The sequence below is a fragment of the Lacrimispora sphenoides genome (assembly GCF_900105215.1).
Taxonomy (GTDB): domain Bacteria; phylum Bacillota; class Clostridia; order Lachnospirales; family Lachnospiraceae; genus Lacrimispora; species Lacrimispora sphenoides_A.
On sequence record NZ_FOIP01000001.1, the window covers coordinates 1,096,998 to 1,115,904 of the forward strand.

17 protein-coding genes are annotated in these 18,907 nt (G+C 38.7%); 6 read left to right on the plus strand and 11 right to left on the minus strand.

What is annotated here, in order from left to right; translation table 11 throughout:
• The first annotated feature begins 215 nt into the window (after positions 1–215).
• Positions 216–725: a LysM peptidoglycan-binding domain-containing protein gene (locus BMW45_RS04935; RefSeq protein WP_085961647.1), complete on the plus strand. Its 510-nt coding sequence runs from the start codon at positions 216–218 to the stop codon at positions 723–725.
• 401 nt (positions 726–1,126) lie between these two features.
• Here BMW45_RS04935 and BMW45_RS04940 read toward each other — a convergent pair whose 3' ends face one another.
• The 7 genes from BMW45_RS04940 to BMW45_RS04970 all read right to left on the minus strand — a co-directional run bounded on the left by BMW45_RS04940 (position 1,127) and on the right by BMW45_RS04970 (position 9,084).
• Positions 1,127–2,449 carry an alkaline phosphatase family protein gene (locus BMW45_RS04940; RefSeq protein WP_092246180.1) on the minus strand — a complete coding sequence of 441 codons (1,323 nt, stop codon included), beginning with the start codon at positions 2,447–2,449 and terminating at the stop codon, positions 1,127–1,129.
• A 77-nt stretch (positions 2,450–2,526) separates the two neighbouring features.
• Positions 2,527–3,807, minus strand: coding sequence for a glutamate-1-semialdehyde 2,1-aminomutase (gene hemL / locus BMW45_RS04945; RefSeq protein WP_092241014.1), 1,281 nt, complete (start codon positions 3,805–3,807; stop codon positions 2,527–2,529).
• A 67-nt stretch (positions 3,808–3,874) separates the two neighbouring features.
• Positions 3,875–5,374: a uroporphyrinogen-III C-methyltransferase gene (cobA, locus tag BMW45_RS04950; protein WP_092241016.1), complete on the minus strand. Its 1,500-nt coding sequence runs from the start codon at positions 5,372–5,374 to the stop codon at positions 3,875–3,877.
• Entirely contained in the window at positions 5,371–6,276 is a 906-nt protein-coding gene (hemC, locus tag BMW45_RS04955; protein WP_092241018.1) for a hydroxymethylbilane synthase, read from the minus strand. The genes cobA and hemC overlap by 4 nt, the downstream gene beginning before the upstream one ends.
• Before the next feature lie 8 nt (positions 6,277–6,284).
• Complete coding sequence (locus BMW45_RS04960; RefSeq protein WP_092241020.1) at positions 6,285–6,770, minus strand: precorrin-2 dehydrogenase/sirohydrochlorin ferrochelatase family protein; 486 nt, start codon at positions 6,768–6,770, stop codon at positions 6,285–6,287.
• A 48-nt stretch (positions 6,771–6,818) separates the two neighbouring features.
• A complete protein-coding gene (gene hemA, locus BMW45_RS04965; RefSeq protein ID WP_092241022.1) occupies positions 6,819–8,051 on the minus strand; it encodes a glutamyl-tRNA reductase in 1,233 nt (410 codons plus the stop codon).
• A 130-nt stretch (positions 8,052–8,181) separates the two neighbouring features.
• Positions 8,182–9,084, minus strand: coding sequence for a LysR family transcriptional regulator (locus tag BMW45_RS04970; RefSeq protein ID WP_092241024.1), 903 nt, complete (start codon positions 9,082–9,084; stop codon positions 8,182–8,184).
• Between the two features lie 129 nt (positions 9,085–9,213).
• Between BMW45_RS04970 and BMW45_RS04975 the strand changes: the two genes are divergently transcribed.
• The 4 genes from BMW45_RS04975 to BMW45_RS04990 all read left to right on the plus strand — a co-directional run bounded on the left by BMW45_RS04975 (position 9,214) and on the right by BMW45_RS04990 (position 13,796).
• Entirely contained in the window at positions 9,214–10,839 is a 1,626-nt protein-coding gene (locus BMW45_RS04975; protein WP_092241026.1) for an FAD-dependent oxidoreductase, read from the plus strand.
• Positions 10,840–10,872: 33 nt separating this feature from the next.
• Positions 10,873–11,826 carry a (4Fe-4S)-binding protein gene (locus BMW45_RS04980; RefSeq protein ID WP_092241028.1) on the plus strand — a complete coding sequence of 318 codons (954 nt, stop codon included), beginning with the start codon at positions 10,873–10,875 and terminating at the stop codon, positions 11,824–11,826.
• A 98-nt stretch (positions 11,827–11,924) separates the two neighbouring features.
• Positions 11,925–12,962: a YeiH family protein gene (locus tag BMW45_RS04985; RefSeq protein ID WP_242882907.1), complete on the plus strand. Its 1,038-nt coding sequence runs from the start codon at positions 11,925–11,927 to the stop codon at positions 12,960–12,962.
• A 39-nt stretch (positions 12,963–13,001) separates the two neighbouring features.
• Complete coding sequence (locus BMW45_RS04990) at positions 13,002–13,796, plus strand: sirohydrochlorin cobaltochelatase (protein WP_092241030.1); 795 nt, start codon at positions 13,002–13,004, stop codon at positions 13,794–13,796.
• Between the two features lie 157 nt (positions 13,797–13,953).
• Here BMW45_RS04990 and BMW45_RS04995 read toward each other — a convergent pair whose 3' ends face one another.
• From BMW45_RS04995 to BMW45_RS05005, 3 genes are all read right to left on the minus strand, one after another.
• Positions 13,954–15,213, minus strand: a complete 1,260-nt coding sequence (locus BMW45_RS04995) for an Nramp family divalent metal transporter (RefSeq protein ID WP_092241032.1) — start codon at positions 15,211–15,213, stop codon at positions 13,954–13,956.
• 61 nt (positions 15,214–15,274) lie between these two features.
• On the minus strand, positions 15,275–15,796 hold the full coding sequence (locus BMW45_RS05000; RefSeq protein ID WP_242882908.1) for an L-2-amino-thiazoline-4-carboxylic acid hydrolase: 522 nt from the start codon (positions 15,794–15,796) through the stop codon (positions 15,275–15,277).
• 68 nt (positions 15,797–15,864) lie between these two features.
• A complete protein-coding gene (locus tag BMW45_RS05005; protein ID WP_092241035.1) occupies positions 15,865–17,097 on the minus strand; it encodes a M20 family metallo-hydrolase in 1,233 nt (410 codons plus the stop codon).
• A 187-nt stretch (positions 17,098–17,284) separates the two neighbouring features.
• Between BMW45_RS05005 and BMW45_RS05010 the strand changes: the two genes are divergently transcribed.
• Positions 17,285–18,067 (plus strand): IclR family transcriptional regulator, encoded by a 783-nt coding sequence (locus tag BMW45_RS05010; RefSeq protein ID WP_166433278.1) that lies wholly within the window; start codon positions 17,285–17,287, stop codon positions 18,065–18,067.
• A 416-nt stretch (positions 18,068–18,483) separates the two neighbouring features.
• On the opposite strand, the gene BMW45_RS05015 is transcribed toward BMW45_RS05010, so the two are convergent.
• Entirely contained in the window at positions 18,484–18,894 is a 411-nt protein-coding gene (locus BMW45_RS05015; RefSeq protein ID WP_092241039.1) for a YbaN family protein, read from the minus strand.
• Positions 18,895–18,907 lie beyond the last annotated feature (13 nt).

The following is an 18,907-nucleotide window of genomic DNA, read 5'->3' on the forward strand; positions in this document are numbered from 1 at the left end:
AATTATTATATTGGTATTATCATAATAGCTTGGGCAAAAAAATATTACCATGTTTTTATTTTGTACTAAATCAAATTCATTTTGCAGGATATGGCGTCCCATCGAATGGAGTCCTATCCGTCATATAAATTGAAATTAGGCCAAGAATGACAGGTACTTTTCCGTTTTCTAAGCATAACATAAGACAAATTGTTTTATTGAAAGGCAGTAATATTATGGCTACTTGTCCTCAAGGACTGTTTCCTTATACCATTAGACGCGGTGATACACTATGGATGATTGCACAACGTTATTATACTTCCGTTGCTGCTATTAGAGCGGCAAACCCAGGGTTAAATCCACAGAACTTAACAGTGGGGCAGACCATTTGCGTCCCGGCAAGAAGAGCTCCCCGTCCTCCGGTTCCAACTCCACCGAGCCGCTGTCCAGAAGGTCTTCGAACCCATGTCGTTCAGCGAAATGATACTTTATGGCTTCTTGCTCATCGATACTGCACCACCGTAGATACCATTATGGCTCTGAATCGCGGCTTGACTCCCGGCAATCTGAGAGAAGGTCAGGTAATCTTAATCCCGGCCGGATTCAACCTGTCCAATCTACCTTTCTGGTTCCGTTCCATGGATGTCCAGGATTTCTCTCCAGAGAAAATGACTGACAACAGGGATATGACCTACTATCCGGAAGAAACATATTCCTATACTACTGATTCCGGCGATACGCAATAACTACTTTTTCAGTAATTTCAGAATGTGCGATGAAAATCATAGCCGTAAAATTCGCATATATCCTGTCATTCTGTATATCAGGTGGGTGATCAGCATTATCAGGTAATGGAAACGTTTTAAAATTTAACTCCAACTTTCAATCAAGGTTTGAAAGTTGGAGTATTTTTCTTAAGTTGCATTTTTTGCATGGTTTTATCTGGCCTCCAGGCTATAGGATGCACTATCCACGTCTGGACAACTTTCGCTGTTTGTTTTCCACAATCATGCGGCAGTTCTCAACAACCAGCCACATCGAGCTTATTAATAATAAGCTTTTGGGCTTAGCCATCGTCAAGGCAAGCATAACAGCCTTTACTACAGTTTCGCTATCTTATATTATAAAACAGGCATTATGTCAACCATTACCTTCGATTCACCGTCACATAGCAATTGCTCCCAATTCTGAATATCTCATCCAACACTCTGCCGTCACAAGGGCCGAAATCAATGCCGAGAATTGCTGCAATCGTAGGAGCTATATCTACCATCTGGATTTCTCCCAACTGGTATTCTTTCTTAATACAATTTCCTGATACTACAAAGCCACATTGATACTCTGGTTTCTCTGGAGAATACCCATGAGTTGCATACTTTCTATTCTCTTTCTCCAAGTCAGTCACAAGGGTCCCGGTAAGGCTGTCATCAAAACAGTAACCAGTCTTTGCTTCCAGCATATACCCCGAAACCGGGAACGCATGAAAACGTTCCAGTTCTTCTCTGGTATAGATCCTCTCAATACCTAGGTTCTTCTCTTCTGCCGCTTTTAGAAGAATCTGTAGTACACGCTGCTTCGCATCCTCGTCATTTTCCTTTAAGTGCAAATAGGCAGATCCTCCTGCAGACTGTATATAGGCTCTCCAAAACATTTTCCCATTTTCTTCATAAATAAGGCCTTCTTCTTTTAACAATTGATTCAGCTTCACCTTGTACCTTACATTTTTCTGCCCATGATCTCCCAACACCAGAAAAACCGTTTCCTCAAAAATGCCTGCCTCCCGAACTGCCTCGATAATCTTACCGATTCTTTCATCCATCCGGATCAGAACCTTGTCAATCTCAGGACTGTCTGTCCCATAATGATGCTTCGCATCGTCCAGTTCAATGAAGTGCATCATCAGAAGTTCCGGTTTTTTACTTAGAATGGTGTCTTGTCCGCACATGGCTGTAAAATCATCCAGGTAAGGCTGTTCAATCCCTTTTCTTAATTTTCCATATTTTTTCTCAAGCCCCATGCAAAAAAATGGACTTCCATTTTTTAAGATCTTAAGCGCTTGATTCTCACGTCCGATTGCCTTTATCTCCGGAAGATTATAGCGAATGTAGGCCTTTCCGGTAACAGGCCAAAGGATTCCGGCTGATTTCATTTCACAATTTCTCAAAGCATCATACACAGCAGGTGCCTTGATATCCTTTTTAAACCAGAACCACGCCTGTTCTTCTTCATCAATAAAAGGCTGGAGAGGGGTATTATGATAGATTCCATGCTTATCCGGATAAACGCCGGTCATCATAGTGGTATGCACTACATAGGTAAGAGTCGGATAGACGCTTTTTAATTTTGTACTGAACGCTCCGCTTTTTATTAATCGGGAAAGGTTGGGAAGCCGACTTGCCTTTTCCCAGTTATCTTCAGAAAATGCATCATAGGAGATCACCACCAAATGTTTTGCTTTTCCTTTACTCATTTTTTCAGCTCCATCATCTTTCATCTTATTTTTGTTCTTTAGGAAGTGTCATATTCAGGCTTTCTGCTTTTTTATTATTATATTGACTTTAAATATTGTTCAATAACAAGAAGAGTGTCTTCAACGTCCTGATGAGTATGTGCATAAGAAAAGAACATTGCCTCAAATTGAGCAGGTGCTATATATACTCCATGTTCTAACATAAATCTAAAATATCTTGCATATTCCTTCGTATCTGCCATCTTTGCCGTCTCATAATCCGTAACCTTAGAATTAGCAAAGAAAAAGCATGCTAGTGAACCTATCCCAGTCACTTGATACTTTATATTATACCTGCCAAATAACAAATCTACCTTATTCCTAAAATACTCTCCAAGTTCATTAATCTTAGTATAAACCTCCGGATGTTCCTTCAAATACTTAAGCTGAGCCATACCTGCTGCCATAGCAACCGGGTTCCCACTTAAGGTTCCTGCTTGATATACCGGACCAACTGGTGCCACCATTTCCATAATTTCGCGTCGTCCACCATAGCACCCCACCGGCATACCACCACCTATAATTTTTCCAAATGTAGCTAAGTCTGGCATGACATTATAATAACCTTGTGCTCCGCTTAAAGAAAGGCGAAAACCTGTAATTACTTCGTCAAAAATCAGAAGTGCTCTATGTTTCGTACATAACTCTCTTAGACCTTGTAAAAATCCCTCTTGCGGTAATACAACTCCCATATTAGCTGCCACTGGTTCTACAATAATCGCAGCGATTTCATCCTTATTCTGCTCAAATAATTCGATAACACTATCCAGATCGTTATACTTTGCTTGTAATGTGTCTTTTACAATATTACTAGGAACTCCCAAACTGTCAGGAATTCCAGCAGCCATTACTCCAGACCCTGCTTTTACTAATAAACCATCGCTATGACCATGATAGCAGCCTTCAAATTTAATAATTTTACTTCTTCTTGTATATCCTCTTGCAGCTCGAATAGCACTCATTACTGCTTCTGTTCCTGAGTTTACCATTCGGACCATTTCAAAGCATGGAACTATTTCACATAATAGTTCTGCCATTTCAACTTCAACTTCTGTAGCAGCACCATAACTTAAACCTTTTTGTGCTGCTTCTATCACTGCCTTGCGGATAATTTCATGATTATGACCTAGAATCATCGGCCCCCATGAATTTATATAATCAATATATTTATTTCCATCTACATCATAGATATAAGCCCCATCTGCCGACTCAATAAAACGCGGACTTCCTCCTACTGATAAAAATGCCCTTACCGGACTATTTACTCCACCTGGAAGATGTTTTACTGCCCGTTCAAATAGTTGTTCTGATTTAGTCATTAACCAATTCTCCCATCCTTTATAAATTTAGCAAGTTCTTTTGCATAGTTTATTGTCATTGTGTGAATCAGTGACACGATCCCCTCATATTTATTTCTATAACCCTTTCAATTAAACTATCAATGGTAGCTTCTTTTGCAGCTGTAATTTTCATTCCATGCAATGCTGCTTCTTTCGCCGTCAGCTCACCAATACAAACTGCTTGAACCTTATGAAAATCCATATCCTTCATTGTTTTGACAAAGCTGCGAACTGTTGAAGCACTTGTAAATGTTACAATATCTGTTTCCTCGATACATACTTGTTCATTTTCTTCATAAATAATATCGTACAATGGAACAGCCTTCATATGAACATTTGTAATAGACAAATAATTAGCAAGTTCGCTGTCTGTTTCATTGGGTATTAATACAAGCACTTTGTCTTCCGGCTGGGCCATTGCTGCAATTCCTTTTCCAAGTTCCATTCCATAATATTTCTCTGGCATATAGGTTACACGAATACCTCTTTTCTCTATTGCCTTGCGGGTAGCAGGTCCTACTGCTCCAAAATGACAATTCCATAAGCTTCGAATATCTATCTGCTGTTGAAATAAACGATCGAAAAATATATCTACAGCCACTTCACTTCCAAACAGAATCCATTTATAATCCTTGATTGTATTAAGTACCTCTATCAATTGGGGGTTATCCAGAATTGGCTTTACAGAAGTTCCTGATAACATGACCACCTCTGCTCCAAGATCATATAGCTTTGTTGCAAGTGAGGATACTTTATCTTTTGGTCTTGTTACAACCACTCTTGCTCCGCTAAGCAGTCTCTTCTCTGCCCAAGCAAAGGTTTGAGAAAGTGAACACACTTTGCCTACTACAATAATTCCAGGTGTTCCTATATTCTGCTTTGTGGCTTCCTCTGGCAAAGTAGCAATAGTTGCAATCACATTTCTCTGCTTTGCTGTTGTACCACGTTCTAATATTGCTGCAGGAGTCGTTTGATCCATTCCTGCTTCTATTAATCCTCTGCAAATATCAGGTAATGCAGCAACCCCCATCAAAAACACGAGTGTTGTTTCTCCAAGCGCTGCTAAACTTTTATAATCTATGGATTCCTGGCATCCTTTCTTTCTATGTCCGGTAATAATATGCAAAGAGGAGGTGAAATCACGATGAGTCACCGGTATCCCTGCATAGGCAGGTACAGAGATTGCAGATGTAATACCTGGTACAATCTCATAAGGAACACCATGTTCACAAAGCAACTCAAGCTCCTCTCCCCCTCGACCAAATAAGAAGGGATCACCGCCTTTTAGCCTTACTACTCTTTTTCCCTCTAAAGCCTCTTCTAAAAGAATTTCATTAATCCGCTCTTGTACTACCGTATGATTTCCTGAATATTTCCCTACATTTATCTTCTTAGCAGACTTTGGTATCATCTGAAGAATTCCTTGTCCTACCAACTGATCATATACCACTACTTCCGCTTGCTCTAAAACATCTTTTCCTTTTATCGTAAGCAATCCGGGATCCGATGGTCCTGCGCCGACTAACCACACTTTTCCTGCCATCATCCAATCTCACCTCTTAAGCGTAATGCTAATTGTTCTCCGACTATTTCTGCTCTTTCCTTGCGGTCTACAACTTCGGCAACTCTATGTTCTGTAGTTATCTCATTATAATACAAGCCGATTAACTTTATATATCCTCCTTCTACCGTTGCATGCGCTGCGATTGGAGAAGAACAGCCTCCATCTAAAGTGCGGACAAAGCTTCTTTCAGCTAAGGCTGCATATGTGGTATTATCATCATTTATGTATTTTAAGAATTCGACATCTATATCTCTTCTGGCTTGAATGGAAAGAATGCCTTGACCTGCTGCCGGAATCATCTCTTCCGCCGAAAAATAGTGACTAATACGTTGAGGCAATCCAACTCTTTGTAACCCTGCTGCTGCTAAAATCAAAGAGGAATATTCTCCCCTATCTAATTTAGCCAGTCTCGTAATTACATTTCCGCGAACAATATTTGTACACGCATCTGGAATTATTTTTTTTATTTGTAACTTTCTTCTTGCACTAGAAGAGCCGATATTTTGATAGTATAAAGCCTTATCTTCATTTTCTACGAATTCACATCCTTGTGGGAGCACTAATACATCTCTTGCATCCCCTCGCTTTGGTAACGCCACAATTGGAAGTTCTTCATTCTCTTCCATAGGCATATCCTTTAAGCTATGAATTGCAATATCAATTCTACCATCTAGCAATGCTTGGTCTAATTCCTTTACAAAAAGACCTTTTCCACCAATTTTATCTAAGCTCTGATCTAATATTAAATCACCGGTAGTCTTTAACGTAATTAACTCTAGCTCTATTTCCGGGTTGTAGCGCATAATCTCTTTCATTACTAATTCAGTCTGCATTACAGCTAATTTACTATCTCGACTACCCACTACAATTTTATTCTTTTTCATATTTATAATTAAGCCTTTCCATAATCTGAAAACTTTGTCTCCCAGGCATTTGTCTCTAATTCCTGTTGTATTTTCCTTGTCACATTTTTTGCTAAATGATGATTCGTACCGCTGGCTGTTATTCCAACTACAATCTCTCCCTTACTTGCAATACCAGGAAAATAGAAATTACTCTCTTCTTTACAGTCACAAATATTACGGTAACAGTCCATTTCTTTTGTTTCCTTATAAACGGAATAATTAACTTTTCTATCATTGGTGCATGCTAAAACCATATATCCTTGCTTACACTCACCCTTTGCATATTCTTTTTGTAACCAACCAATCTGATGGTTATGAAATAAATCAAGTAAACCTTCATGCAAGTTAGGTGAAATAACCGTTATCTCCCCGCCAAACGGAAGCAACGTTTGTATTCTTCTTAAGGCTATATTTCCCCCACCAATCACTATAATCTTTCTATCCTGTAAATCTATAAATACTGGGAACTTCAAATCTCTCCTCCTACCTAATTAGCATACTTATGTAATTACAAGACTTGTTTACTTAACGCAATACATTGCTGATTGTTCCAACGCTTTTAGTACTTCTTCACATTCGTCAATTTGTAAGACATCACGTAGTCCGAATATAATCTTAGATACTGCTTTTTTAGTAGCCATTTGAACATTAGATTGCAATTGTTCTTGTTGTTCCTTAGATATATCAATTGATTTATAGACTTTTGTCAACTTAGCATCTGTAATTTCACTAACAATATCACTGATGCCATCAACCGTTGATGCAAGATTACGAAATTGATACCACTGTTTAAATTCATCTACATACTCAGATAACACTTCCCTTGTTTCTTCTAATACATTTTCTCTACCATTTGCTTCCTGAGTAAAGTAATCTATATTGAATACACTTACACCATCAAGTTCTTCTACACTTGGATCCATATCTCTTGGGATTGCCATATCAATCAGATAATAATGCTTTCCTTTCCGTCTTTTATTCTCAAACAAATTCTTATTTATGGTAAAATGATGGCTTTTAGTCGCACTAAAAATATAGTCCATAGACGCAATATGTTCATATCTCTCATCATATAATACCACTCCACTGCCTTCCGGAATGATTGCTTTACTTTTTTTATATTGGCGAAGGGTCATCCAAACCTCACACTTCTTCTCTAATAAATTTTGAGCCATTAAACGACCCATTTCTCCATTACCAATTACTAAACAAGATTTCCCTGTTAAATCACCCTGTTCTTTTTCCAGTTGTTCTACAATTGCGTGAGGCAGGGAAGTGTTGCTCTTTGCTATTTGAATATTTGTTTTGACTTTTTTTGCAGCTGTAATAGCAATTCGAAATAAACACTCTAAAACAGAGTCTATATATTGATACTCTCTTGCTTGTTGCAGAGCTTGTTTTAATTGAGTTAAAATCTGATCTTCACCAAATATCTGGGAGTGAATACCACAACCTAATTCCATTAAGTAATTTACTGCCTCATCCCCCTGCCTGTAAACACAAAAGCTACGCATAGTCTCTTTGGCATTTTCACCTATCACTAGCTGACTAAAGCATTCTACTTCAGACGTACCTAATTCACTAAACCAGATTTCGGTTCGATTGCAGGTAGATAATATGATACAACCGCTCGAGTGATATCTCTCTTTTATTACTTTTGCAATTTCTAATTGTTTTTCAAATGTTAGAGATAAATGCTCTCTATCTTCGATATTAGCGGTATTATAGTCAATCCCCACCATGCTGATGTTCATATTTATAACCTCACTTTTTCATTCTACTTAAGGATCGAAACTCCAAGTATCGTTACTTTTAACATAACACAGCACCTATATTGATACAAATAAGAATCTTCTAAGATAATCATAAGATTTACCTATATCACTACAACAAACGATCGAAGATTTCTGCATACTTATATTTTTTAACTAGATCAATGAATTCTTCCATTTGCTTTGATATAAATTTGTTTTTATGATATACAATACTAAAGGAGCGATTCCATGTGGTATCCCTATTCTTAATTACAACGATACTACCATTTTCAATCTGCTCTTTTGCAAGCCGAATGGATAGTACAGCCAAACAATGATTATCTATCACAGATCGGATCATTGCTGTTGGACAATTTGCAACCATGCTAATATTTATGGATACTTCTTGTTCTTTTAAATAGTTTTCAAATAGCTCTCGTGTTCCACTTCCTTCTTCCCGCATTACAAATTTTTCTCCGGCTAGATCCTTTGATGTAAAACTCTTTTTCTTTGCAAAAGGGTGATTTGCACTACATACTAAAACCAAGTAATCGTCTACCGCAGGTATCGTCACTAAATCCGGACTCTTTACTCTGCCCTCTACAAGACCAATATCTAACTCAGAATTCAATATCTTCTCTTCAATATTATGTGTGTTGTTTATGTAGGAATAGATTTCAACTTCGTTATTTAACTCTTGATATGAATTCAATATATCACATATAAGACAGCTTCCTATTGTAATCGTTGAACCAATTTTAAGCTTTTGATACCCTGTTGTTTCAAACATTTTACTTTCTAAATAATCAAATTGTTCTACCACTTGCTTAGAATATGAAAGCAACTGTCTTCCCTTTTCTGTTATATATAGTTTTTTCGATAACCGTTCAAACAATAGCGCCCCATAATGATCTTCTAACTCCTTAATTGCTTGACTTACGGTTGGCTGGGATACATAAAACTTAGCTGCAGCAATGCTCATCTTCCCACTTTGTGCTACTTCGTTAAATATTCTTAAATGGCGTATCGTCATGGAATCACCTCTATTTTATTTTCTATCATAGGTTTTACCTATGACTTCGATAAGATATTATCACTTTTATTATATTAAAACAAGTGCTATATTAAACATATGTTAAAAAATAAACAAAGGGGTGTAGCTGTGAAGATTTTAATTATTGGCGGCGTTGCCGCAGGTACTAAGGTTGCAGCAAAGTTAAAACGTGAAAACCGCGACTATGACGTAACGATTCTAACCAAAAGCAAGGATATTTCCTACGCTGGTTGTGGATTGCCTTACTATGTGGGTAACGTAATCGAGCAACGCGAGCAATTAATAGTCAACACACCAGCTAGTTTTTCAGCGTTAACTGGTGTCACAGTATTGACTGAGACTGAAGTTATCAAAATGAACCGAGATCAAAAAACTGTAGAAGCAAAGAACCTAGCAACGAACGAACTTTCTACATATTCCTATGACAAGTTAGTGATTGCTTCCGGAGCAAGCCCAATTAAACCATCGATCGAGGGTGTTAATTTAGATGGCGTATATTACATGAGAACTCCTGAAGATGCCATTGGTCTTCGCGAAGCAGTAGAAGCAGGAAAGATCAAACGTGCAGTCGTTGTAGGTGGTGGTTTTATTGGCCTTGAAGTTGCTGAGAACTTAAGCCTCCAAGGTGTACGAGTAACTGTACTGGATATGGCTGATCACATCTTACCTGGTTTTGACCCTGAATTTGCAGAGTATGTTGAAAATCACTTGGCTGACCATAGTATTATGGCAATGACTAATACCAGATTAGAAGCAATTCTTGGTGAAGAGAAAGTTGAGAAAGTTCAAACCGGAAAACGTGCTATCAAATGTGATGCAGTAATTCTTGCAATGGGTATTCGTGCTAACACATCCTTTGCTGTAAACACTGGTCTGGAATTAATGAAAAATCAGACAATCAAGGTAAATGAATTTCTTATGACAAACGATCCCGATATCTATGCAGTTGGTGACTGTGCTTGTGTATCCAATGCATTAACGAAAGAAAGCGCTTGGTCCCCTATGGGTTCATCCGCTAATATTGAGGGACGTATTGCTGCCAGAAATATAGCCGGAGGCCGCATATCCTATCACGGTGTATTTGGCACCGGTGTTTGCAAATTACCTGAACTTAATGTAGGAAGAACTGGTTTAACAGAAGCAGGGGCAATCGCAGCTGGCTATGATGCTGTTAGTGTTGTTACTGTAGTGGATGATAAAGCACACTACTATCCAGAGGCATCTTATTTTATAGTAAAAATGATTGCTGATAAAACTACAAAGAAATTATTAGGTCTTCAAGTATTAGGTAAAGGCAGCGTTGATAAAATGATTGATATCGCAGTTACAGCCCTTACGATGAAGGCAACTTTAGAAGATATCGAGAACATGGATTTAGCGTATGCACCTCCATTCTCTACAGCAATTCATCCATTATCCCATACGGTGAATGTTCTTTTAAATAAAATAAGTGGTGCTTTTAATAGTATCACTCCAACAGATTACAAGGCTGGTAAGGCTGAAGGTTACAAATTAATTGATGCCTCTATTGCCCCATCCATTACAGGCGCTCCTTATATGGATTTAACAAAGGTTACCGGCAAAGTCGCGGACTATTCATTGGATGATAAACTATTACTGGCCTGTTCCAAAGGTAAAAGAGCCTATTTATTACAAAATCGCCTGAAACACTTCGGATATACAAATACTTTGGTTCTTGAAGGTGGATCTATATTTAATTCAATTGAGTTATAGATAGAAGTCAACTAATTTTATGGAGGGAAAAACATGACACAATTAAAAGTAACTGCAGAAGATGAAAAAAGAGTAAAGGCCCTTGGGTTTCTTAGAAACAAGGGAACTGATAACTTTTCAGCAAGAATTATTACTGTAAATGGTAAAATTACTGCAGCTCAAAACAAATGCTTATCTGAGGCATCTGAAATTTATGGTAACGGTATCGTTACTATGACAACAAGATTAACACTTGAATGCCAAGGCGTTCATTACGATAACATTGAGAAGTTCCGTGAATATATTGCAAAGGAAGGACTTGTTACCGGTGGTACCGGTTCAAAAGTACGTCCGGTTGTATCTTGCAAAGGAACCACTTGCCAATATGGTCTTATTGACACATTTGAACTTTCAGAAGAAATTCACGAACGTTTTTATAATGGCTATGCAAGCGTAAAATTACCTCATAAATTTAAAATTGCTGTAGGTGGCTGCCCTAATAACTGTGTAAAGCCAGACTTAAACGACTTAGGTATTATCGGTCAATTAATTCCTAACTATGATGAAGATAATTGTAATGCGTGTAAAAAATGTTCTGTTGTAGAATCCTGTCCTATGGATGCTGCAACTTTAGTAGATGGTGTTCCTACGATTGATAAAGATGTCTGTAATAACTGTGGCCGTTGCGTCGGTAAATGTCATTTTGATTGCATCGAAGATGGCATAAGCGGATACAAGATTTACATAGGTGGTAGATGGGGCAAAAAAGTAGCACACGGAATTTCTCTTGATCGTGTATTCACCAGCAAAGAGGAAGCTTTAGCAATCATTGAAAAAACAATTCTCCTCTTTAGAGAACAAGGACAAACCGGAGAACGTTTATCCGATACGATTTCCCGTATTGGTTTTGAAAATGTTCAAGCTCAGTTATACGCAAATGATTTACTAGACCGCAAACAGGAAATCTTAGATGCTAAGCTTCACTTAGTAGGCGGCGCAACTTGTTAATATAGGCTTTATAATAACCGATAGAGCATTTACTCTATTCGGTTATTATTTCGGACTTTTATTGTTAAAAATTTAACCAGTTTGAGGGGACATTACAAATGATGAACAAAAAATCTTACTTAGCTATTGGGACCTGCGTTGTTATTGCAATCATAGCAACTTATCTTGGAAAACTTCAAAATATTATTGGTGCACCAATGATTGGTCTATTTATCGGAATGCTTCTTGTAAACATCTTACCTAGCGTAGACAAAGACTTTAAAAAAGGTACAACTTTTGCAGGTAAAAAGTGCTTGAACTTAGGTATCATCCTTGCAGGCGGAACACTTGATTTTGCTCAAATCTTAGGATTTGGTGCGAAAGCGCTTCCTTTAATCATTATAAATATCTGCTTATCCTTTACAGTAGCATATTTCGTTGGTAAACAATTAAAACAATCCTGGAATACTTGTACTTTAGTTGGTGGAGGAACTTGTATCTGTGGTGGTACGGCCATTGCTACTCTCGCTTCTATTATTAAAGCAAAGGAAACTGAGATTGCTTACGCTATGACAGCGATCTTTCTTTTTGATATATTAGCAGCTCTGGTATACCCATACTTAGCAGGTGCACTTAATTTAACTTCCAATCAATTTGGATTCCTTGCAGGTACTGCAATCAATGATACATCAAGTGTTGCAGCTTCTGAAGCTACATATAATGCAATAAATGGTTTAGACTTAAATCTAGCAATTACAGTGAAGCTCACACGTACTACTATGCTCATTGCATTAGCAGTGATCTTTACTATAATCACAGTACGTAAACAATCTAAGAACAATGCTACAAATGCGGAGCAAACAAGTATTTCAAAAACCGTATTAAAAGTATTCCCATGGTTTATCCTTGGCTTTTTAATAATGGCAGTTTTAAATACAGTGGGTTTGTTTGATTTAGTTAACGGACTAGATAAGTACCTAAAATCCGGTTATAAATTATTTATTACCATTGCATTAGCAGGCGTAGGATTCAAGATCAAATTCAAAGATTTATTAACGAAAGGTATTAAGCCTATTATTCTTGGTGGCTGCACTTGGTTAGCTGTTGCTGCTTCCTCTATGATATTTATTCATTTGTTTGCAGGTTTTATTGGTTAATATAAAAAGACATTTTAAGATGAAAGGAGCCCTATCACTATGGATCTGCATCAATCAAAAAAAGCAATTCTAATTGTAAGTTATGGTAAAAATTCTTTAAGTACCGGTAATGATTTTATCTTAGCACTAGAAAAACAATTAAAATCAGCCTTACAAGACTATGCTGTATATCCAGCAATCATTAGCCATGGACAGGATAAGGATTCCACGGGCCTGCCTTTTCTCTTTAAGGTGCTGGAACAGCTATATTATAATAAAATAACTACACTTTTTATCCTACCAACATTCCTACTGCCTGGTCATAGTTTTCTTAAAATGCAACAAACTCTGGCTGATCATCAACATTTATTTAATGAGATCAACATTTGCACACCATTACTGGCTGCGAAAGAATGCTATGGTCCAATTTCCACTTCCCTTGCAACCCTATATCCAGTTCACAATGATGATGAGGCAATTGTATTCTTAGGGCATGGCAGCTCCCACTCATCCAGTATTTATTACAATGAACTTGAAACATATTTTCATAATAATCATCACATAAATTATTATGTGTTAACTCTTGATTTTCTTTCGGATATAGGTGACTTTATTGCAATGTTACATAAAAGAGGTATAAAATATATACGGTTAATTCCATTACTAATGCTTGCCGGTTATCACGTCTTTCACGACATGGCCGGCAAGCATCAGGAATCTTTATATTCTGTTTTAACTGCAGCAGGTTTTAAAGTAGACTGCGTTCTGTCAGGACTTGGAAATGAGCCTTTAATTCAGCAAATATTGATAGATCAGCTGCTAATACAAATTAATAAAGATAATTTACTTCTTTAATCCCCAATTCTGGCTCTTTAATATGCGATAGCTTATCCCGAAAGTAGCTTCGCAGCAGCTGAGAACTTCATTTCCGCGGTTTCTGAAGTGTGTCCACCGGCCAGATGAAAGGCGTTGATCTATTAAAAATAAATCAACGCCTTTTTTGATACTTAATTTATAAAAAAGATATTAAACTGCTAATGCCCACAATAAGGGTTACCACTCCTACCAGGATACCCAATACATTCTGAATAGGAGTACTCTTATATTTACCCATCAATTTCTCACGACTGGTTAAATAAATTAACAGAAAAACTACAATTGGAAGAAAAATTCCATTTACCGCCTGCGCTGTCATAATGATACTTACGGGTTTAAACCCGGACAAGGCAACTACAATTCCCGTTACAAGAACAATAACATTGGTATAAAAAAAACGTTTATCTTTTCTGTGCATTTCCCAGCCAAACAGACCAGATAAAACAAAAGAAACACCCAGCGGAGTACCAGTGGAGGCCGAGACTCCGGCCGCTATCATTCCAATAGCTAAAAAAGGCTTTGAAAAACGTCCCAGCAGCGGTTCCAGTGAACCTGCCATATCTGCTGCCGAAGTTACTTCAACACCGCGGATAACAGTACCTGCACTAATCATGATTGCGGCAGTAATAATACCGCCTATAATCATAGTTATAGTTGTATCAAATCTGGAAAGGGGAAGCTGTTTAGGGTCTGACCAGGTTCTCCTAGAGCTTGTTGCATGAATGAACATGTTATACGGTACTACTGTTGTACCTATCATCGCAACGCAGGTTAGTGCCGAGCCATGGGGTATCGTTGGAATCATACCCTTAAATATTTCGCCCATATCTGGTTTTGTAATAATCATTGTTGCCGTAAACACCACGGCCATGACTGTTACCGTAACCGACAGAAGCTTCATTAGCGTTTTAAGAATATCATCACTGATATTAATTATTATAAGTATACAGCACCCCCATACAGCTGCCACGATATTTGAAGGTATTCCAGTTATTGAGGACACACCCATAGCAGTTCCTGTCAAGTCACCGCCCATATAGGCCATTCCACCCAGAGTAATAGAAAATGCAATGACAGCAGCCATTATTTTACGTATAACCGGCTTGTCTCCCAAATATGACATAATCCCCTCTGCCAGACCTGTTTGTGTAACAATTCCGAAGCGGGATGCCATTTCCTGTAAAACAATTACGGCGATAATAGAAAACACAACAGTCCATAATAATGCGAAACCAAAGCTGGCTCCAGCCCTGGTAGCACTGGTTATAGAACCTGGCCCCATAAAAGTACCGACAACCAAAATTCCAGGCCCCATACCCTTGAGTTTTTCTTTCAGAGAGTATTTATTGTACAGTGAATTATTAGTATTTGCTTTTGATACTTCTTTTTCTCCCATAGTAATCTCCCATTTTTATTCAATTTTTTGATCTTATCAACATACGACCTCTGTATCTAACCTAATTATGCGCATCTTTGTCTTTCATACGGAAACAGAATGAACAGACTCCATTTTCATAAATACGTCTGTCATGGATACATTCCAAATCTTCGCTGTAACCTTTTGCAATAGCTGGATCGATAACGTCACAATACAGCTTTCCGTATTCTTCCATTCCATCTTTAATCCATTGTTCAGCAAATCCGCACTGAGTAAAGAGTTGCTCCACCTGATTGTCCCCATATGTATTTTCGGCGGTAAAATCATCACTTCTGCCCATATCATAGTTAGGTAGATAATTGAAAGCATCAATCTTACAGCCATTTGCTTTTGCCCGCTCAGCAATGTTGCGTCCCCTCTCTTCACCAAAAGCCCAAACTCCATCTCTAATTGCCTGTTCTCCTTCTTCGCCGAATTTTTCAACTACCTCTTTAGCGAGGTGTGCGAACAACCGGCAGAATAAAGTAGCCCAGGAAACCGGTTCCTTACTCTCATTGTCCTTCATGCTTACTGCTCCCTCTGTTCCTTCAATGTTTTCCATAGTTAATTTCCTCCTCAATCATTTTTGGTTTATTAAGTTTCATCTATCAAGAAATGCATAGCATTTTCTTACGCCTTACTGTCCAAAGCAAGTATGGTTTGATACAATACATCCGTTCCTTTTGCAAGTGCCTCGGGAAAAACGTACTCCTCAGGATTATGGGTAATGCCTTTGATGCATGGGACAAACAGCATGGCAGCCGGCCAACGTGCAGAAAGTATCATTGCATCGTGCCCTGCTCCACTGTTCATAGTGCGGTAGGAATACCCTAACTGCTCACAGCTTTCCTGAATCATGCTGCACAGATGCCCGTCCATTTCAATTGGATCCTGACGGGAATCAATGCGAACCTCAATATCCACATTGCATTCTTTTGCCACTTCTCTGGCCCTTTGCTGAATGAAGGCAGTCAATTCATCAATATTTGACATCTTACCTGAACGTAAATCTACAGTAAAAATGCATTTAGATGGAATGCAGTTTGAAGAACCCGGCAACAAATCCAACTTACCAATTGTGGCAGTAGCACTATGCGCATAATGCTGGGTAGTGTGACACGCGATGTGATTCACTAAACGACATGCACCTGAGGCTGCATCCTGCCGCAAAGGCATGGGAACCGTTCCTGCATGACCTGCAAAGCCGGTGACCGTTACCGTAAGCCAGGAAATTGCAACGATGTTCTCAACAATGCCAATGTCAATGTTCTCAGTTTCAAGAACCGGACCCTGCTCATCATGCAATTCTATAAACGCTAAGATTTCGTCGCTTTCCCTATATGACGGACAGACATAGGCAGGCAGATAAGTACGATTGACTTCCCTTAAAGTGATCCCTTCTGAATCTCGGATTGCATCCAATTCTTTCTCACCGAACACACCGGTTATAAACTTGCTGCCTAAAAGTACCTGCCCGAAACGTGTACCTTCCTCTTCCATAGTTCCGACAACCTCAAAAGTATGCCGCAGAGTTATCCCCTTTTCCTTGATCATCCTGACCGCCTCCAGGGCACATACCGCTCCGGCGATTCCGTCAAAAGCCCCGGCGCACCTCACCGTATCCAAGTGTGAGCCGGACAGAATAGCAGGTAACCCCTTCTCTGTTCCTTCCAATCTGCCGTATACGTTGCCGATCCCGTCCTCTCTTACAGCCAAACCTGCTTCCTTCATGCGGCTCTTAAAAAAATCTGCTCCTTGTCGGTAGACTTGTGTAAAACCAATCCTAGTTGTTCCAGCATCACATGGTTCTGAAATACCTTTCAGATTCTCAATGTCCGACTGGATTCGCATCATATCAGCCATTTACATCAACCTCCTAGATTAACTGTACTATAGTAAATTGACAATTCTAATTTATGAGCTTATAATATCAGAAGCAAACGATAATGCAATGTGAATAACGGCATTATCGTGCAACCATAAAATATTAGTATTAATTTCTAAATACAGCTAATCTATTTTGGTAATTATGACTGAGGGAGAGTGCACTATGAAAGAAGAAGTAAAAACTATTCAATCAGTACAGCGAGCAATTGACATCATAAACTGCGTTGGAGATGCGGGACGAAAGATAAGTCTCAAAGAGATTAGCTCGAAACTGGATCTGAATATAAACACTACACGGGGACTGGCACAAACACTTCTTGCCAATGGATTCTTATCCAGAGATGTAGAACAGGGAACTTATACCTTAGGGTATGAATTTCTGACAAAATCAAAATTGGTGTACCAGCTTCAGATACAGCGTATACGAGATATTGCTCATCCCCGTATGGAGCAGATATCTGAAAAATATAATGTTTCTTCCTGGCTGCAAATCAGCTTTTACAGAGATATTTATACTGTGGAAACATTGGAAGCACCCAAAACAAGTTATTCCTATACTCCCAAATCTGGTGCAAGCCTTCCATTGCATGCGTCTGCGTCAGGTAAACTGCGAATTGCCTATATGCCGGAGAATGAACGGGAAAAGGTTCTGAACACTATATATCTGGAACAATTGACTACGCAAACAATTACAGATCGAAAAGAATTTGAAAATGTGATTAAGCAGGTGTATTCCCAAGGCTATGCCACTGAGTTTGAGGAAATAGATATGGGAATCAGCAGCATAGCCGTCCCTATTTTCGACACCCGGGGAGCATTAAGCGGAACCTTAAGTATTGCAGCGCCGTCAGTTAAACTGAACCGTGTCTTTAGCAATATATTAGTCGATCTCAAAAGGGCAGGTATGTACATCACAGATGGCATTTCAAGCCACCGAAGGATTTAGGCATATGGTTGAATCGGTAAGTTGGGGTATTTATGTGACCATTTTTACACCGTCTTCGTTAGATACCTTACTTTGTGTTCGAGTTCACTGCATTCCTCATAGCTATAGACTTCTATTGTTCGCGTATAGTCATCTTGCCTGCATTTTCTGTCCATATTAGAAAAAACCGTCTTCCGTCATGGCAGCGGTAGCCTATCTTCCTCTCTTTCTAATCTTTAGAATATAAAAGAGGCAAAGTTCATAGGTCATTTAGACTTAAAACTTTGCCTCACAAATTTGAAATAATTGCGTAGATAGGGGAATTGCCTATTACCGGACGGAAAGTGATAAAGTCGAAAGTATCACCAACCTTGTGACCTCTGTGGCCTCCCATTTTACCCTTGCGTTCAACTACTGTGATTTAATTTTAGGATTTTTCATGAGTCCTCCTGCACTGTCTTATGAGGTGGTATTTTGCTTGGCATTGTCTTGATTCTGAAAGTAAAATACCACCATTTGAATACCATAATACAAGCAATTCCTGTTCGGAGAGTCCATGACGAAATGAGCACCATGGTAATGATTAGGATACAACTCACCGGAATGCACAGGCCGAGCTTTGCCTTCAGCGTCATGGCTCGTGTTCTTACAAACTCCGCCAAGTATTTCTGATATAGCTTCGTGCCTGTAAACCACTTATGAAACTGTGGCGAACCTTTTGCGAAACAGAAACAAGCCAGCAGATAAAACGGGGTGGTTGGCAAAATCGGAAGGATAATGCCAACCGTTCCGAGTCCAACCGCCAGAAACCCAATGAACAAAAAGACGAGATTAAGGATTTTCTTCATATGCGGCATATCC

Excerpts from the sequence above, each read along its gene's own strand:
- cobA (WP_092241016.1), bottom strand. The coding sequence starts at position 5,374 with ATGATGGCAGGAAAAGTGTGGTTAGTCGGCGCAGGACCATCGGATCCC.
- BMW45_RS05000 (WP_242882908.1), bottom strand. The coding sequence starts at position 15,796 with ATGGAAAACATTGAAGGAACAGAGGGAGCAGTAAGCATGAAGGACAAT.
- BMW45_RS04940 (WP_092246180.1), bottom strand. The coding sequence starts at position 2,449 with ATGAGTAAAGGAAAAGCAAAACATTTGGTGGTGATCTCCTATGATGCA.
- BMW45_RS04935 (WP_085961647.1), top strand. The coding sequence starts at position 216 with ATGGCTACTTGTCCTCAAGGACTGTTTCCTTATACCATTAGACGCGGT.
- BMW45_RS05010 (WP_166433278.1), top strand. The coding sequence starts at position 17,285 with ATGAAAGAAGAAGTAAAAACTATTCAATCAGTACAGCGAGCAATTGAC.
- BMW45_RS04980 (WP_092241028.1), top strand. The coding sequence starts at position 10,873 with ATGACACAATTAAAAGTAACTGCAGAAGATGAAAAAAGAGTAAAGGCC.
- BMW45_RS04990 (WP_092241030.1), top strand. The coding sequence starts at position 13,002 with ATGGATCTGCATCAATCAAAAAAAGCAATTCTAATTGTAAGTTATGGT.
- BMW45_RS04995 (WP_092241032.1), bottom strand. The coding sequence starts at position 15,213 with ATGGGAGAAAAAGAAGTATCAAAAGCAAATACTAATAATTCACTGTAC.
- BMW45_RS05005 (WP_092241035.1), bottom strand. The coding sequence starts at position 17,097 with ATGGCTGATATGATGCGAATCCAGTCGGACATTGAGAATCTGAAAGGT.
- hemL (WP_092241014.1), bottom strand. The coding sequence starts at position 3,807 with ATGACTAAATCAGAACAACTATTTGAACGGGCAGTAAAACATCTTCCA.
- BMW45_RS04970 (WP_092241024.1), bottom strand. The coding sequence starts at position 9,084 with ATGACGATACGCCATTTAAGAATATTTAACGAAGTAGCACAAAGTGGG.
- hemC (WP_092241018.1), bottom strand. The coding sequence starts at position 6,276 with ATGAAAAAGAATAAAATTGTAGTGGGTAGTCGAGATAGTAAATTAGCT.
- hemA (WP_092241022.1), bottom strand. The coding sequence starts at position 8,051 with ATGAACATCAGCATGGTGGGGATTGACTATAATACCGCTAATATCGAA.
- BMW45_RS05015 (WP_092241039.1), bottom strand. The coding sequence starts at position 18,894 with ATGAAGAAAATCCTTAATCTCGTCTTTTTGTTCATTGGGTTTCTGGCG.
- BMW45_RS04985 (WP_242882907.1), top strand. The coding sequence starts at position 11,925 with ATGATGAACAAAAAATCTTACTTAGCTATTGGGACCTGCGTTGTTATT.